Annotated in this window: 14 protein-coding genes and 1 pseudogene; 3 read left to right on the top strand and 12 right to left on the bottom strand. The window is 64.7% G+C overall.

Annotated features, from left to right (window positions below; all coding sequences use genetic code 11):
* Positions 1–3 precede the first annotated feature (3 nt).
* Both BES08_RS33870 and acs read right to left on the bottom strand, forming a co-directional pair.
* Positions 4–609: pseudogene (locus BES08_RS33870) on the bottom strand (tyrosine-type recombinase/integrase); the annotation flags it as partial.
* A 562-nt stretch (positions 610–1,171) separates the two neighbouring features.
* Positions 1,172–3,121 (bottom strand): acetate--CoA ligase, encoded by a 1,950-nt coding sequence (acs, locus tag BES08_RS04005; protein WP_069707719.1) that lies wholly within the window; start codon positions 3,119–3,121, stop codon positions 1,172–1,174.
* Positions 3,122–3,337: 216 nt separating this feature from the next.
* Here acs and BES08_RS04000 point away from each other — a divergent pair, with 216 nt between their 5' ends.
* Both BES08_RS04000 and BES08_RS03995 read left to right on the top strand, forming a co-directional pair.
* The gene (locus BES08_RS04000) at positions 3,338–3,841 is read left to right on the top strand and encodes a GNAT family N-acetyltransferase (RefSeq protein ID WP_036523171.1); all 504 of its coding nucleotides are present in this window, start codon (positions 3,338–3,340) and stop codon (positions 3,839–3,841) included.
* A gap of 84 nt (positions 3,842–3,925) precedes the next feature.
* Positions 3,926–4,243 carry a PilZ domain-containing protein gene (locus BES08_RS03995; RefSeq protein ID WP_036523167.1) on the top strand — a complete coding sequence of 106 codons (318 nt, stop codon included), beginning with the start codon at positions 3,926–3,928 and terminating at the stop codon, positions 4,241–4,243.
* Positions 4,244–4,303: 60 nt separating this feature from the next.
* On the opposite strand, the gene lpdA is transcribed toward BES08_RS03995, so the two are convergent.
* The 4 genes from lpdA to BES08_RS03975 are packed head-to-tail and all read right to left on the bottom strand — an operon-like array spanning position 4,304 to position 7,763.
* Positions 4,304–5,719 (bottom strand): dihydrolipoyl dehydrogenase, encoded by a 1,416-nt coding sequence (gene lpdA / locus BES08_RS03990; RefSeq protein ID WP_069707718.1) that lies wholly within the window; start codon positions 5,717–5,719, stop codon positions 4,304–4,306.
* 2 nt (positions 5,720–5,721) lie between these two features.
* Positions 5,722–6,102, bottom strand: coding sequence for an acyl-CoA thioesterase (locus BES08_RS03985; RefSeq protein WP_008832724.1), 381 nt, complete (start codon positions 6,100–6,102; stop codon positions 5,722–5,724).
* Between the two features lies 1 nt (position 6,103).
* A complete protein-coding gene (locus BES08_RS03980) occupies positions 6,104–6,493 on the bottom strand; it encodes an acyl-CoA thioesterase (protein WP_008832725.1) in 390 nt (129 codons plus the stop codon).
* Position 6,494: 1 nt separating this feature from the next.
* Positions 6,495–7,763 (bottom strand): 2-oxo acid dehydrogenase subunit E2, encoded by a 1,269-nt coding sequence (locus BES08_RS03975; protein WP_069707717.1) that lies wholly within the window; start codon positions 7,761–7,763, stop codon positions 6,495–6,497.
* 172 nt (positions 7,764–7,935) lie between these two features.
* Here BES08_RS03975 and BES08_RS03970 point away from each other — a divergent pair, with 172 nt between their 5' ends.
* Positions 7,936–8,391: a universal stress protein gene (locus BES08_RS03970; RefSeq protein ID WP_008832727.1), complete on the top strand. Its 456-nt coding sequence runs from the start codon at positions 7,936–7,938 to the stop codon at positions 8,389–8,391.
* A 169-nt stretch (positions 8,392–8,560) separates the two neighbouring features.
* Here the strand turns inward: BES08_RS03970 and rnr are convergent, their stop codons facing one another.
* The 6 genes from rnr to alr all read right to left on the bottom strand — a co-directional run bounded on the left by rnr (position 8,561) and on the right by alr (position 15,534).
* Positions 8,561–10,891: a ribonuclease R gene (rnr, locus tag BES08_RS03965; protein ID WP_069707716.1), complete on the bottom strand. Its 2,331-nt coding sequence runs from the start codon at positions 10,889–10,891 to the stop codon at positions 8,561–8,563.
* 145 nt (positions 10,892–11,036) lie between these two features.
* Positions 11,037–11,621 (bottom strand): DUF805 domain-containing protein, encoded by a 585-nt coding sequence (locus BES08_RS03960; RefSeq protein WP_036523161.1) that lies wholly within the window; start codon positions 11,619–11,621, stop codon positions 11,037–11,039.
* Between the two features lie 34 nt (positions 11,622–11,655).
* On the bottom strand, positions 11,656–13,203 hold the full coding sequence (gene proS / locus BES08_RS03955) for a proline--tRNA ligase (RefSeq protein ID WP_008832730.1): 1,548 nt from the start codon (positions 13,201–13,203) through the stop codon (positions 11,656–11,658).
* Between the two features lie 155 nt (positions 13,204–13,358).
* Positions 13,359–13,796: an NUDIX hydrolase gene (locus BES08_RS03950; RefSeq protein ID WP_008832731.1), complete on the bottom strand. Its 438-nt coding sequence runs from the start codon at positions 13,794–13,796 to the stop codon at positions 13,359–13,361.
* A 21-nt stretch (positions 13,797–13,817) separates the two neighbouring features.
* Positions 13,818–14,378, bottom strand: a complete 561-nt coding sequence (gene phaR / locus BES08_RS03945) for a polyhydroxyalkanoate synthesis repressor PhaR (RefSeq protein ID WP_008832732.1) — start codon at positions 14,376–14,378, stop codon at positions 13,818–13,820.
* A 106-nt stretch (positions 14,379–14,484) separates the two neighbouring features.
* On the bottom strand, positions 14,485–15,534 hold the full coding sequence (alr, locus tag BES08_RS03940) for an alanine racemase (RefSeq protein WP_268957455.1): 1,050 nt from the start codon (positions 15,532–15,534) through the stop codon (positions 14,485–14,487).

Below are 15,534 nucleotides of genomic sequence, written 5' to 3'. Positions count from 1 at the left end.
CCAACGCGCCGGGTTCTCGCCCTTACGGTACCCACGGGCCTTGGCGGCATCGAGAATGGTTTCGATCCGCCCCCTCACCCGGCTCGCCGTCTCGGGCTTCTCTCACCAAATCGACTCCAAAATCGACAGCACATGGGGTGTGTCCACGTCGGCCACCGATTGATCGCCGATCTTCGGATAGACATAGTCAGCCATAGTCTTGCGCCACTGCTGCCGGTGCTTCGGGTTGCGCCAGCTTTCCTCGTTCGCATCGATGTGGGCTTCGGCAACTTCCTTGAAAGTGGTCTCGGCGATCAGGGCTGCTTGGGCTGCCGCGAGCTTTTCGGCCTCCTCGCGATCGCGCTCCTCGATGGGGGCGATCCCGGACTGGACCTTGAGGCGCAGCTTGGTCGCTTCGACTCTGGCATTTGCCAGCGACAGGGCACCAAGACCAGCGGCAGCGCCAAGTCCTACATCGCGCGAATTCCCGTTCAGCATGAAGCGGAATACCCAAGAACGGGAGCCGCTCGCTTTAACCAAAAGGTGCAAGTCGCCTCCATCCGAATGCCTGCCCGGCTTGGCGTTCTTGACCGTCAGAGGCGTCAGAGCATTTGAAAGCTTACGAGGCATACCGGTCCATCGTTCCCAAAACCGTTCCCATAATAGTAGCGCGGTTTTATGGGAGCGCAATTGGACAGCATTGGACACTTATACATAGAGAGGAGAATAAACTCGACCAAATCAGCCAGTGTTCTTCACATGTTCGCACGCCACCGGATGATAGTATTGCGGACACCCTGTCCGCCATCATTCCCGTCTCGGGACGATACACATGGTGTTCTTGCGTGCCTGCGTTTCTCACCCGTCATCGCCGCCCGGTTTCTAACTCTCGATACGCCACTTGCGTCGAGCCAGCCGTGTGATCGGCCGTGAGCAGCGTCGGCAATCGCTGCGATAGTGCGAGCCATCCCATTCGACCGCGCGCCGAGGGCGATGACGATTGAACAAACAAAGAAAGCGCCCGAAAGCCACTCTTGCCCCCCCGTTGATGCGAAAATCTCGGACGGGATAATTGAGCACGCCATCGAAGCTCAACGAAACAAACCCGTCCTATTTTCTCTCCGCTGCGCTGCAGCCGGCGGCAAGAGCCCGCATCATCTCTGGCGCGGGCTCCTGGCATTTCGGTCGAGGGTCAGGCGCTCACCGGCTGCGGGCGATTGGCGAGCAGGTTGTCGACTACCGACGGGTCCGCCAGCGTGGAGGTGTCTCCCAGGTTCGAGACATCGTTCTCGCCGATCTTGCGCAGGATGCGGCGCATGATCTTGCCCGAGCGGGTCTTGGGCAGGCCCGGCGCGAACTGGATGACGTCGGGCGTGGCGATCGGGCCGATCTCGTGGCGCACCCACGCGATCAGTTCCTTGCGCAGGGCGTCGTCGGGCTCGACCTCGGCGTTGCAGGTGACGAAGGCGTAGATGCCCTGCCCCTTGATCTCGTGCGGCATGCCTACGACCGCCGCTTCCGCCACCTTGGGGTGAGCGACGAGTGCGCTTTCGATCTCCGCGGTGCCCATACGATGCCCGGAGACGTTGATGACGTCGTCGATGCGACCGGTGATCCAGTAGTAGCCGTCCTCGTCCCGGCGGCAGCCGTCGCCGGTGAAGTACGTGCCCTTGAAGGTGCTGAAATAAGTCTGGAAGAAGCGCTCGTGATCGCCCCAGACGGTGCGCATCTGGCCGGGCCAGCTGTCTGTGATGACGAGGCAGCCGTCGCCCGGCCCCTCGATCTCCTTGCCGTCGTTGTCGAGCAGTTTCGGCTGCACGCCGAACATCGGGCGGGTGGCTGAGCCGGGCTTGAGCGGGGTGGCGCCCGGTAACGGGGAGATCATCACGCCGCCGGTCTCGGTCTGCCACCAGGTATCGACGATCGGGCAACGCCCCTCGCCCACGACCTCGTGATACCAGGACCATGCCTCCGGGTTGATTGGTTCGCCGACCGAGCCGAGGAGGCGCAGCGACTGGCGGCTGGTCTTCTTCACCCAGTCGTCGCCTTCGCGCATGAGCGCACGCAGCGCGGTGGGGGCACCGTAGAAAATCTCGACGCCGAACTTGTCGACGACCTGCCAGAAACGGCTGGGATCGGGGAAGTTGGGCACGCCTTCGAACATCACGGTGGTCGCACCGTTCATCAGCGGGCCGTAGACGACGTAGCTGTGGCCGGTGACCCACCCGATGTCGGCCGCGCACCAGTAGATCTGGCCGGGGCGGTAGTCGAAGACGTACTCGTGGGTCATTGAGGCCCATACCGAATAGCCGCCGGTGGTGTGCAACACGCCCTTGGGCTTTCCAGTGGAGCCCGAAGTGTAGAGGATGAACAGCGGGTCCTCCGCGCTCATTTCGACCGGCTCGCATTCGGCGGCCTGATCGGCGACGGCCGAGGCCCAGTCGATGTCGCGACCCTCGGCCATCGGTACGCCGGACTTGGTGTGCGCGAGGACGATCACGCTGTCGACACCGGGACAGGCCTTGAGCGCCTCATCGACATTGGCCTTGAGCGGGACTTTCTTACCCCCACGCAGGCCCTCGTCGGCAGTGAGGACGACGCGGCTGTCGCAATCCTGGATGCGGCCCGCCAGCGCGTCCGGCGAAAACCCGGCGAAGACGATCGAGTGGATTGCGCCGATCCGCGCGCAGGCCAGCATGGCAACGGCCGCTTCCGGCACCATCGGCAGGTAGAGAGTGACGCGCTCACCCTTCCGGACGCCGCGTGCCTTGAGGAGATTGGCCAGGCGGCAGACCTGCTCGTACAACTGGCGGTAAGTGATGCGGCGGTCGGGAGCGGTGGGACTGTCCGGCTCCCACAGGATCGCGATCTGGTCGCCACGCTCCACGAGATGACGGTCGAGGCAGTTGGCCGAGAGGTTCAGGGTGCCGTCGGTGAACCACGAAATGCCGAAGTCCTCTTCGTGGAAACTGGTCTGCTTGACCACGCTGAAGGGCTTGATCCAGTCGATCCGCCGCGCTTCCTCGCGCCAGAACGCTTCGGGCTCGGAAACCGACCTTTCGTACATCTCCTGATAGCGGGCATCGTCGATCAGGGCGTTCCGGCTCCACTCGGCGGGAACGGGATAGACGGCCTCGGCCATGCGGATTCTCCTCTCATATCGTAGGGTCGGGCTCTCCCGGCCTTGCATGTTGCATAGCACAATGGACCCGGGCCGTTCCCATTGGACAATGGTAGAACGGGCCGGGCGGAATCTCGTGCCGTTTCGACGACGATGGCGGGCGATCTGATCTCGATCAAGGTGCATCGCATGATCGCGGTCTAGAGATTCGGCATTCAATCGAAAGGTAACGCCGTCATGATCGTCACCCTCCCCACCCGTTCGGGCATTGACCTCGACGTGCGCCCGGCAACCGAGGCGGATGCACCCGCGCTGACCGATTTCTTCACCCGCGTGACGGACGAGGATCGCCGCTTCCGTTTCCTGTCGGCGACCGAGCACGTCGGGCCGGTATTGCTGGAGCCGCTGGTCCACGCCGACCACTTCCGGACCGAATCGTGGGTCGGGATCAACCAGGCCAGCGGGCAGATCGTCGCGTCGGGGCTGTTGGCTTGTGACGGACCGCTGGATACCGGCGAGATCGCCATTTCGGTCTGCGGCAATCACCGCGGCAAAGGGATCGGCTGGGCCATGCTCGATTACCTCTCGGCCCAGGCCAAGGTCCGTGGCTGTCGCCGCGCCATTTCCATCGAGAGCCGTGACAATCGCGCCGCCATCGACCTCGAACGCGAAAGGGGCTTCAGGCCTGAGCCGTTCGACGGCGATCCCGGGCTGGTCGTACTGGAAAAGACCTTCCGCTGAATAGGGTGGCAGCGTACGCGCGCCGAATGCTAACGCGCTGGTAACCTGTTTTACGGCATGGGGTTCTCCCCCCAAGGAGACCCCATGCGCGATTCCCTCAAGCCCGGCCCGGCCGACAGTCGGACCCCTCGTTCCGCACGCGTCGGCGTGTCGATCCTGTGCGAGGTGCGTCAGGGAACCCGTCCGTGGAAACCGGCGCGACTGGAGGACTTGTCGCCCGGAGGCTTCCGCATCGGCCTGTTGCCCGATGCCCGGATGGAAGTGCCGCTGCGTATCCGCATCCCCGGCCTGCAGTTGCTAAGCGCACGCATCTGCTGGGTGCGCGAAGGCGCCGTCGGTTGCGAATTCGCCGAGCCCCTGCACGTGGCCGTGTTCGAGCATATCGTGCGCGCCGCCGGCTGATACGAAAAAGGGCGGACCTTGCGGCCCGCCCTCCTCGTTTTTCCAGACCTTGCGGCGCGATCAGATGTGGATCGCGCGGCCGTAGGCGGCGAGGGTCGCCTCGTGCATCGTCTCCGAGATCGTCGGGTGCGGGAACACGGTGTTCATCAGTTCCGCCTCGGTGGTCTCCAGCGTCTTGCCGACGACGTAGCCCTGGATCATCTCGGTCACTTCGGCGCCGATCATGTGGGCACCGAGCAGTTCGCCGGTCTTGGCGTCGAACACGGTCTTCACGAAGCCCTCGGGCTCGCCCAGCGCGATCGCCTTGCCGTTGCCGATGAACGGGAAAGTGCCGGCCTTGACCTCGTAGCCTTCTTCCTTGGCCTTGGCTTCCGTCAGGCCAACCGAGGCGATCTGCGGGTGGCAATAGGTGCAGCCCGGGATGTTGCGGCGGTCCAGAGCGTGCGGATGCACCTCCTTGTTGCCCAGTTCCTTGGCGATCGATTCGGCGGTGGTGACGCCTTCATGGCTGGCCTTGTGGGCAAGCCAAGGGCCCTTCACGCAGTCGCCGATCGCCCAGACGCCGGGGACGTTGGTGCGGCCATAGTCGTCCACCTTGACGAAGAACTTCTCGTCCGGCTCGATCTTGAGTTCTTCCAGGCCGATGTTCTCGACGTTCGGGACGATGCCGATGGCGACGATGACGTGGCTGAATTCCTGCGTCTCTTCCTTGCCGCCCTTCGGGGTGATCTTGACCGAGACGCTCTTGTCCGAAGCCTTGACGTCGCTCGCCTTGGCGCCGGTGAGGATCTTCATCCCCTGCTTGACCAGCGCCTTTTCGAGGAACGCGGACACATCCTTGTCCTCGACCGGCACGATGCGGTCCATCATCTCCACGACCGTCACGTCGACGCCCATGTCGTTGTAGAAGCTGGCGAACTCGATGCCGATCGCGCCCGAGCCGAGGACCAGCAGCTTCGTCGGCATTTCCTTGGGCGTCATCGCATGGCGATAGGTCCAGATGCGGTTGCCGTCCGACTTGGCGCCGGGCAGTTCCCGCGCACGGGCGCCGGTGGCGATGATGATGTGCTTGGCCGAGAGGGTTTCCGAACCCTTCTCGCCGGTCACTTCCAGCTTGCCCGGAGCGACGAGCTTGCCGGTGCCCATGTGGACGGTGATCTTGTTCTTCTTCATCAGGTGCGTGACGCCCTGATTGAGCTGCTTGGCCACGCCGCGCGAACGCTTGACGATGGCGTCGAGGTCGGCGGTGATGTTCTCCGCCGCGAGGCCATAGTCCTTGGCGTGCTTCATGTGGTGCAGGATCTCGGCCGAGCGCAGCAGCGCCTTGGTCGGGATGCAGCCCCAGTTGAGGCAGATGCCGCCGAGCAGTTCGCGCTCGACGATGGCGGTCTTGAGGCCAAGCTGCGCGCTGCGGATCGCCGCGACATAGCCGCCGGGGCCGGAACCGAGAACGATGACGTCGTAAGAATCAGCCACTCTTAACTCTCCTGTTCGATCGCGCGGGGGCGGCCCGCGTCGTCGATTGCGACGAAGGTGAAGACCGCTTCGGTCACCTTCACCTGTTCTTCTTCATGCCGGTGGCGCCGCCAGGCCTCGATGCCGATGGTCATCGAGGAGCGGCCCACTTTCCTGAGTTCACCGTAGACGCTGACTTCGTCGCCCACCTTGACCGGCTTGTGGAACTGCATGCCGTCCATCGCGATGGTGACGGCGCGGCCATGCGAGTGGCGCGCGGCGATCAGCCCTGCGCCCATGTCCATCAGGCTCATCAGCCAGCCACCGAAGATGTCGCCATAAGCATTGGCATCGGCGGGCATCGCGGTGATGCGGATGACGGGTTCGCGATATTCTTCCGCCATTTCAGACGATCTCCGAAGTCGCGGCAATGGCCCTGGGGCGGTCGTTCTCGTCGAGCGTCACGAACGTGAACAGCCCGGTGGCGACTTCGACCTGATGCTCGCTCGCCCGCGCCCGGCCAAAGCCGCGCGTGGCGATCGTCATCGAAGTGCGCCCCGTCCGCTGCACGCTTGCATAGACGTTGAGTTCGTCGCCCACGAGCATGACGCCGGGAAAGGTGAAGTCGGTCGCTCCCACCACCACGGCCTTGTGGCCGGTGCGGCGGGTGACCAGCGAGGCGGCGCCAAGAGCAAGCTGGCTCATCAGCCAGCCCCCGAAAACGCCGCCATAGGGGTTGAGGTCGGTGGGCATCGCTGTGACGCGGATGACCAGCTCTCCGGCCTCGTGCTCCATATCAGGCGATCATGCTCAGCGGGTTCTCGACGAACTCGCGGAACGCGGCCATCAGGCGCGCGCCGTCGGCGCCATCGATGGCGCGGTGATCGAAGCTGCCAGTTGCCGTCATGATCGTTGCCACTCCCAGCGATCCGTCTGGCATCACCCACGGACGCTTGTCACCTGCACCAATGGCGAGGATGGTCGACTGCGGCGGGTTGATGACGGCAGTGAACTGCTTGATGCCCATCATGCCCATGTTGGAGATCGAAGCGGTGCCACCCTGATATTCCTCGGGCTTGAGCTTGCCTTCCTTGGCGCGGGTGGCAAGGTCCTTGCTCGCCTTGGCGATCGCCGAGAACGACTTCTCGTTGGCACCCTGGACGATCGGGGTGATGAGCCCGCCGGGGATCGAGACCGCCACCGAAACGTCGGCGCGCTCGTACTTGATCAGCTCGTTGCCGGCGAAAGTCACGTTGCATTCCGGCACCGCGATCAGTGCGGCGCCCAGCGCCTTGACCAGCATGTCGTTGACCGAAACCTTGACGCCCTGCTTTTCCAGCGTGGCGTTGATCTGCGAACGCAGCGCCATCAGCTTGTCGAGCTGCACGTCCACAGTCAGGTAGATGTGCGGCGCTTCCTGCATCGACTGCGTAAGGCGGCGCGCGATCGTCTTGCGCATGCCCGAAAGCTTCTCGACCGTATGCGGGACGCGGGCATCGAGCAGGGCGCGGGTCTCGTCGGCCATCTCGACCGAAGACGTCGCGGCGGCGGCGGGAGCAGCGGCCGGGGCCGGGGCCGCGGGTGCCGGAGCGGCCTTCTTGGCGGTGCCACCCTGCGCGGCCTCGACGTCGGCCTTGACGATGCGGCCGTTCGGGCCGGAGCCAGCGACGCCCGAGAGGTCCACGCCCTTGGCATCGGCGATGCGCTTGGCGAGCGGGGTGGCGACGACGCGATCACCCGAAGCTGCGGCCTTCGGAGCCTCTTCCTTGGCGGCGGCCTCCGGGGCTTCAGCCTTGGGCGCTTCGATCGCAGAGGCGTCCTCGCCCTCTTCGACCAGCACGGCGATGACGGTGCCGACCTTGACGCCTTCGGTGCCCTCGGCGACGCTGATCTTGCCGATCACGCCTTCATCGACGGCTTCGAATTCCATGGTCGCCTTGTCGGTCTCGATCTCGGCCATGATGTCGCCGGAGGAGACGGTGTCGCCTTCCTTGACCAGCCATTTGGCCAGTTTGCCCTCTTCCATGGTGGGGGACAGGGCGGGCATCTTGATCTCGATGGGCATGGAAACTGTACGTTCCTTATTGTCCGTAGGGAGGCCGCTTTCGGGCGCTGGCCCCCTCCTTGGACGGCTTGAGCGTTGCGTTCAAGAACCTTGCAGTTTCTTTTTTCGCAACAGTGGTGGCTTGTCTTGCAGGCTTCGCGTATCGATAAGCCGGTTGGAGAGGGAACCACCCATGCGCATCTACCTGGTGATCGTCGACGAGAGCGAGGAAGCGCTCGTCGCCCTGCAGTTCGCGGCCCGCCGCGCGGCCAAGACCGACGGTGCGCTGCACCTTCTGGCGCTCGTTCCGCCGCAGCCCTTCAACGCCTTCGCCGGGGTCCAGGCGACCATCGAGGAAGAGGCCCGCGCCCGCGCCGAGACGCTGGTGACGGCGGCGGCCGGAAACCTTTTGTCGCAAGGCGCAAAGATGCCGGTCATCTCCGTTCACATGGGAGAAGACATCAAGATTGTGCGGAAATATCTGGAGGAGCATCCCGAGGTTTCGGCGCTGGTGCTGGGCGCGGCGAAAGAAGGCGGCCCCGGCGCTCTGGTCGCGCACTTCACCGGGCCGGGCATGGCGCATATGACCTGTCCGGTGTTCGTGGTCCCCGGCGGGCTCGATGCCGAGGCGATCGAACGGTTGAGCTGAGCGGCACGGGGCGGCACCTAACGGCACTCAAGGGTGCCACAATCGGTCCATTGCCCCACATAACCTCGTCATTGCGAGCGTAGCGAAGCAATCCAGGGCGGTTTGCTCTGCCCTGGATTGCTTCGCTACGCTCGCAATGACGATAAGGGGGGGGATCGAGTGAGGGGCGTTACCGCTTGCCCCGCCCCTGATGCCGGATGTTCTTCGGCCGCCCGCGCTGGCCGACGAAGTGCTTGCCCTTGTGCTTGAGCGCCGGAGCATTCCCGCGCGGCTCGATCCGGCCGCCGCCGTCGGGAAGCTCGTACTTGAGAGCGCCGGTCAGCGCATTGGCCTCCGCCAGTCGCAGCTTGAGGATCTGGCCGATCGAGAAGACCGTGCCCGTCTCGTCGCCGACCAGCACTTTGGCTTTCTCATCGAACGTGAATCGCTCGTCCCCCAGCGTCGAGACCGGGACCAGACCGTCACCGCCGAGGCCGACGATGGTGGCGAAGAAGCCGAACTTCTGGACGCCGGTGATGCGCGTGTCGAACACTTCGCCCACACGGCTCGCCAGCCAGGCGGCGACGTAGCGGTCGATCGTCTCGCGCTCGGCCTCCATGGCGCGGCGCTCGGCCTGGCTGATCGCGTCGCTGACGCGGCCGAGGTCTTCGCGGTCACGCTCCGACAGGCCTGACAGCGCCGGAATGTCGGCTTTTGGCTTCGGCTGCTCCAGCCCATAGGCATCGACCAGCGCGCGGTGCACCAGAAGGTCCGCATAGCGCCGGATCGGCGAGGTGAAGTGCGCGTAGGACGCCAGCGCCAGCCCAAAGTGGCCGGCATTGGCGGGGCCGTAATAGGCCTGCGTCTGGCTGCGCAGGACCGCTTCCATGATGAGCGCTTTCTCGGTCTCGTCGGTCACGTCCTTGAGCATGCGGTTGAACAGGCTGGGCGTGATGACCTGTCCCATCGCCAACTTCTTGCCGAACGTCGCGAGATAGTCCTTGAGCGCCATCAGCTTCTCGCGGCTCGGCGTCTCGTGAATGCGGTAGACGACGGGCGCGGTCTTCGCCTCCAGCGCCTTGGCGGCGGCGACGTTGGCGGCGATCATAAAGTCCTCGACGACGCGGTGCGCGTCGAGCCGTTCGCGGATCGCGATCTCGGTGATGCGGCCCTTCTCGTCCAGCTTCACGCGGCGCTCGGGCAGTTCGAGTTCGAGCGGATCGCGATTGCTGCGCGCGGTAGCGAGCGCCTTCCACGCGGCCCAAAGATTAGTCAGATGATCCTGCGCGCGGCCCTCGTCGATGCGCGCCTGCGCTTCTTCATAGGCGATGACCTCGTCGATGCGCACGATCGCGCGGGTGAAGCGCCAGTCGGTGATCTTGCCCTCGGCGTCGATCTTCATGTGGCAGGCCATCGCCGCGCGGTCTTCTCCGGAGCGGAGCGAACACACGTCGGCGCTGAGCACTTCGGGCAGCATCGGCACGACGCGGTCGGGGAAATAGACCGAGTTGCCGCGCCGACGCGCCTCGCGGTCGATCTGGCCGCCGGGGCGGACGTAGAACGAGACGTCGGCGATGGCGACGAGCGCGTCGAAGCCGCCCTCCCCGTCCGGCGCCGCCCAGATCGCGTCGTCATGGTCGCGCGCGTCGGAGGGATCGATGGCGACGATCGGCAGGTGCCGCAGGTCTTCGCGGTGCTCGGCGCTGAGCGGCAGCTTGGCGGAAACCTGCGCCTCTTCCAGCACTTCCTCGATGAAGTGGTTGGGAATGCCGTGCTTGTGGATGGCGATCAGGCTGAACGCCTTGGGCGCCAGCGGTTCGCCGAGCACTTCGGTCACCTTCACCGAAGGCCGCGCCGAACGGCCGATCGGCACGCCCAGCACCAGTTCGCCCGCTTTCGCCTCGCCAAGGTCCGAGATCGGCGAGGAATTGCGGATGCGCTTGTCAACCGGGGCCAGCCAGGGCTTGCCGCCGCCGTCGATCTCGACGACGCCGAGGATCTGGTCGGCGCGCAGTTCCAGCTTCTTCATCGGGAAGGCGCGCCAGCCGGTAGCGCTTTCCTCGGTGCGCGACAGCACGCGGTCGCCCTTGCGCAGCGCCGAGTTGCGCCCCTTCTCGATCAGGCGGATGCGCGGCGGCGGGGTGGCGTCATCGGGCTGCCAGGTATCGGGGACGGCGATCGCCTCTCCCTCGTCGATGTCGATCACGCGCAGGACGGTGACCTTAGGCAACCCGCCCATCTTGTGGAAGGCGGTGCGCTTGCCGTCGATCAGGCCCTCTTCGGCCATGTCCTTGAGCAGCGCCTTGAGCTGGATCTTCTCATTGCCCTTGAGGCCGAAGTGGCGCGAGATCTCGCGCTTGCCCGCAGGCTCCGTCGCGTTCTGGATGAAGTCGAGGATCTGCTTGCGGGTGGGCAATCCCGGAGCGGGGCGATCCTTCGCCGAACGATCCTTGACCGGACGGTTGACGGTGAGCCGATTGCCTGAGGTTCGGTTATTGGCGGGGCGGTTGTTTGCGGGCATCCCACGCAGATGCCCCCTGCAGCCGTGCAATGCAATCTCGCAGGCGCGAATTGCCCCCGGAAGCCAGGCCGCCTTGTGTGATCGCTCGTCTCATCCCCCTATTTCGTCATTGCTTCGCTTCGCTCGCAATGACGAAAAGTGGGCCTTAGATGTGATCGGGCTCCGCACCATAACGGTTGGCGCCGTCGCTTGAGGGCCAGACGCCGAACACGATGATGAGCAGCAGGGGCACATAGCCGAGCATGCCGTTCATCATCACGCTGGCCTGCGCCTCCTGCAGCTTCACCATGTCGCCGCTCTGGGCGATGATCATCATCTCGGCGACCTTGTCAACCGAAGCGACCGCCATGCCTAGCGCCGCGAACTGGATCAGCGCCGTCAGCCCGGCGATCCAGCCCGGCTTGTCGGAATCGTGCAGCCGCCGTGTGAACGAGGCAACCAGCAGACCGGTCAGTACGAGTGTGCTGGCGACGGAAGCCCAGACCGAAGTGCGCATCATCCCCGAAAGGCGGCTGAACATGCGCTTCTGCATCTCGGCTTCGCTCAGCCCCTGCTTCGCAGCCTCGAACACGTCTGCCATCATCGGTGCCGTCATCACCATCGAGATCACGATGGAAATCACGATCTGGATGATCGCCAGGAACAGGAAATAGAACCAGAAGGCCGAGCGACCCTCGCGTCCCTTGAAGTTGGTCAGGTTCGCGAGGTTGTATTTAATCGCTGCGATCATCCGGAGCCCCCGTGTGAAATCAGTAAGACCCCATTCAGTAGGATCGGGCGACGTATATCTTCTCCACGGCGCCACGTCCCGTGAAAATGCAGTTACCGGTCGCGGGTTCGGCGCCCAGCGGCGTATTGCGCATGGTGAGCTTAAGGCCCTTGAGCTTCTGCACCACCGCTTCGAGTTCATCACCGGTCGGGCGCGCCCACTCGACTTCGACCCAGCCCGGATAGCGCTTGTCCTCGGCGAAGAACGCCGCGAGTTCCTCGAAGCTGGATGCCTTCGAGATGTTCGCGTCGCGCCTGGCCTTGGCTTCGGCGTGGAGCGAGGCCTGGATGTCCTCGATCTCGGCCGAAGCGCGGGCCAAGAATTCGTCCTTGGCGAGGCCGACGAAGTTCGCCTTGCCCGCCTCGGTCCACAGCTTGTCGCGGCGCAGCATCGAGACCTGACCGCCCGCCGCATCGCGCCCACCGATCTCGAGGATCAGCGGCACGCCCTTCTTGACCCAGGCCCAGCGCTTCTGCGTGGCCTTGCCGGGGCGCTTGTCGAGCAGCACGCGCACGCTTTCGCCAAGGGCCGACTGGCCGACGAGGGCCTTGCGCAGTTCCTCGCAGTAGGCGAGCAGCGCGTCGTCCTCGGGCGTGTCGCGCAGCATCGGCAGGATGACGATCTGGTGCGGCGCCACGGCGGGCGGCACGCGCAGGCCGTCGTCGTCGCCGTGCGTCATGATGAGGCCGCCGATCATGCGGGTCGAGGTGCCCCAACTGGTCGTGTGGGCATACTGCTGCGTGCCCTCGCGATCCTGGAAGGTGATCCCCGCCGCATGGGCGAAGCCGGTGCCGAGGTAGTGCGAAGTGCCCGCCTGCAGCGCCTTGCCGTCCTGCATCATCGCCTCGATCGAATAGGTGGCGACGGCGCCAGGGAAGCGCTCGTTCTCTGGCTTTTCACCGGCGATGACGGGCATCGCCAGCTCGGTCTCGGCGAAGTCGCGGTACATTTCGAGCGCGCGCAGCGTCTCGGCCATCGCATCGTCCCGGTCGGCGTGAGCGGTGTGGCCTTCCTGCCAGAGGAATTCGCTGGTGCGCAGGAACATGCGGGTGCGCATTTCCCAGCGCACCACGTTGGCCCACTGGTTGACCATCAGCGGCAGGTCGCGCCACGACTGCACCCAGCGCGCCATCGCCTGGCCGATCACGGTTTCGGAGGTGGGGCGCACGATCAGCGGCTCTTCCAGCTTCGCCTCGGGATCGGGCACGAGGCCGCCCTTGCCGTCACCGACGAGGCGGTGATGGGTGACGACCGCCATCTCCTTGGCGAAGCCCTCGACGTGCTCGGCTTCCTTGGCGAAGTAGGAGAGCGGGATGAACAGCGGGAAGTAGCAGTTCTGCACGCCCGCCGCCTTGATGCGGTCGTCCATCAGGCGCTGGATGCGTTCCCACACGCCGTAGCCCCATGGCTTGATGACCATGCAGCCGCGCACGCCCGATTCCTCGGCCATTTCGGCTTCGGAGATGACTTCCTGATACCACTGGGCGAAATCATCTTCGCGCTTGGTGGAGAGGGCGTGGCGGATCGCGGTCTTCTGATTCATGGCGCGCCTGTTAGCGAGACTTGGCGCAAGGTTCAAATGAATGGCGACGCGCTCTGCACGACCCTTCGACAAGGTCAGGGTGAGCGGGGGGTAGTGCAAACCTCCCAAACCCGCTCAGGCTGAGCTTGTCGAAGCCCCCGAAAGCCCGCGCGACCTTAGAACATCTCGGCCAGATCTTCTGGAAAATACGGTTCCTCCAGCGCGGCCAATGCCGCGCGGTCGAACCAGCGCCAACTGCGCATCACCGAGCGTTCCAGTTCGGTGTGGCCGCCGGTGTCGATCGCCTCGGGATCGGTGCCCGCAGGAGTGCGTATGCGGAAATAGCGCTCGTCGGCCGTCACCGGCACGCCTTCGATGGTGATGAAATCGGCGATCCGCTGCGCCATTTGCGGTCCCGGCTCGGCAACGAAGCCGGTTTCCTCCAGCAGTTCGCGCCTTGCCGCGTCCTCGTAGCTTTCGCCGGGATCGACCGCCCCGCCCGGCGTACACCAGAACGGCGGACGGTCGGGCGGGTCGAACCGGAACAGCAGTACGCGCTCAGCCGGATCGAGCAGAATGATGCGCGCGGCAGGGCGAGCGACGCGGGAGGTCATCACTTCGCCCCTTCGGCTTGCTTACTTGCCCAGCGCGTCGAGGCGCTTCTGGATTTCAGCCATCTGGTCGCGCAACGCGGAGAGATCGCCTGCGTCCTCGGCGGGCGGCGCCTTGGTTTCGGGCTGCTTTTCCGCACCGGGCATGAAGGCGGAGGACGCAGCGCGGAACATCGCCATGTTTTGCTCGGCCAGCTTGGCGAGCGGGTTGTTGCCCAGGCTGTCCTCGAACGCCTTGGCGAGCTTCGCCTGGTTGGCGCGAAAGTTCTCCATCGAGGCTTCCAGGTAGTGCGGAATCAGCGACTGCATCTGGTTGCCGTACATGCTGATGAGTTCGCGCAGGAAGTTGACGGGAAGCATCTGCTCACCGTTCGATTCCTCTTCCATGATGATCTGGGTGAGGATCGTGTGGGTGATGTCGGCGCCGGTCTTGGCGTCGAGAACCTTGTAGTCCACCCCTTCGCGCGTCATCTTCGAGAGATGATCGAGCGTGATGTAGCTTGACGAACGGGTATTGTAGAGCCGCCGGTTAGCGTACTTTTTGATGATTACGGTGTTGTCTTCGCCAGACGCCGTTTCAGTCATTTCCAGTCCCCATTTGCCGGATAGTTAAGTTACCATTCCGGGATATCGCATTGCAACACAAATTGCTGCGCAGCAAAAGAGGAAATCGGCGGAAATTCCGCGATTTTCAGCGCCCGAACCGCCTGCCGAGCAACGTCAGCAGCTCATATTGCGACAGCCCCGTGGTTACCGCAGCCTGAGGCAGCGCATAGTCCGCCGTGATCCAGTCGCCCTCCGCAACGTCGGGAGCGTGGGTGAGGTCGACGACGGTGAGGTCCATGCTCACCCGGCCGAGTACCGGCAGAATCGTTCCTGCGGCGCAAAAGCGTCCCTTGCCAGACCAGCACCGCAAATAGCCGTCGGCATAGCCGAGGGCGATCGTCCCTACCCGCATTGCGGCAGGCGCGGTGAACGTCGCGTTGTAGCCGATGGTCTCGCCCGCTTCGACATGACGGACCTGCAGGATCGCGGTCTGCGGGCGAACGACCTGGCGCAGCATGGGCGCCATCTCCGGCCGGGGCACTCCGCCGTAAAGGGCAATGCCGGGGCGGGTCAGATCGCCGTGATAGGCCTCGCCCAGCGCGATGCCGCCGCTGTTGGCGAGGCTTGCCCGCTTGTGGCGAACCCGCGTGCGGGCATCGTTCCAGCGTTCGCACTGGATGACGTTGAGTGGCGTATCTTCCTCGGCGGCCACGAGATGCGAGAGCAGGACGTCGATCTCGAGCTGTGCCAGCATCGGCTCGCCCAGTTGGTCCAGCGTCACGCCCAGACGGTTCATCCCGGTATCGACCATCAGGTCGCAGCGCCCGCCTCCGGCGTCGATCCAGCGCCGCGCCTGTTCGAGCGAGTTGATGACCGGCTTCACGTCCGTCGCCTGCGCATAAGCGGCGTCCGGCGGCGTCAGCGGTCCGTGGAGAACAGACAGCGAGCCGGGGCTCGCCACTTCAAGCACCGCACGGACTTCCGACCAGTGCGCCACGAAGAAATCGTCACATCCAGCAGCTTGCAGCACAGGTACGACCTTGTGCACGCCGAGGCCGTAGGCATCCGCCTTGACCGCTGCCCCTGCCCGCGCGCCGCCGGACATGCGGTCGAGCGCGCGCCAGTTGGATTGCAGCGCGTCTTGGTCGAGATCCAGGCGGAGCGCCGGAGCGGGCAGGTCGGAATACGAAGTCAC

The sequence above is a fragment of the Novosphingobium resinovorum genome, assembly GCF_001742225.1.
Lineage (GTDB): Bacteria > Pseudomonadota > Alphaproteobacteria > Sphingomonadales > Sphingomonadaceae > Novosphingobium > Novosphingobium resinovorum_A.
Note: the sequence above shows the minus strand (reverse complement) of the source record. Positions and strands in the feature narration are given on the sequence as shown.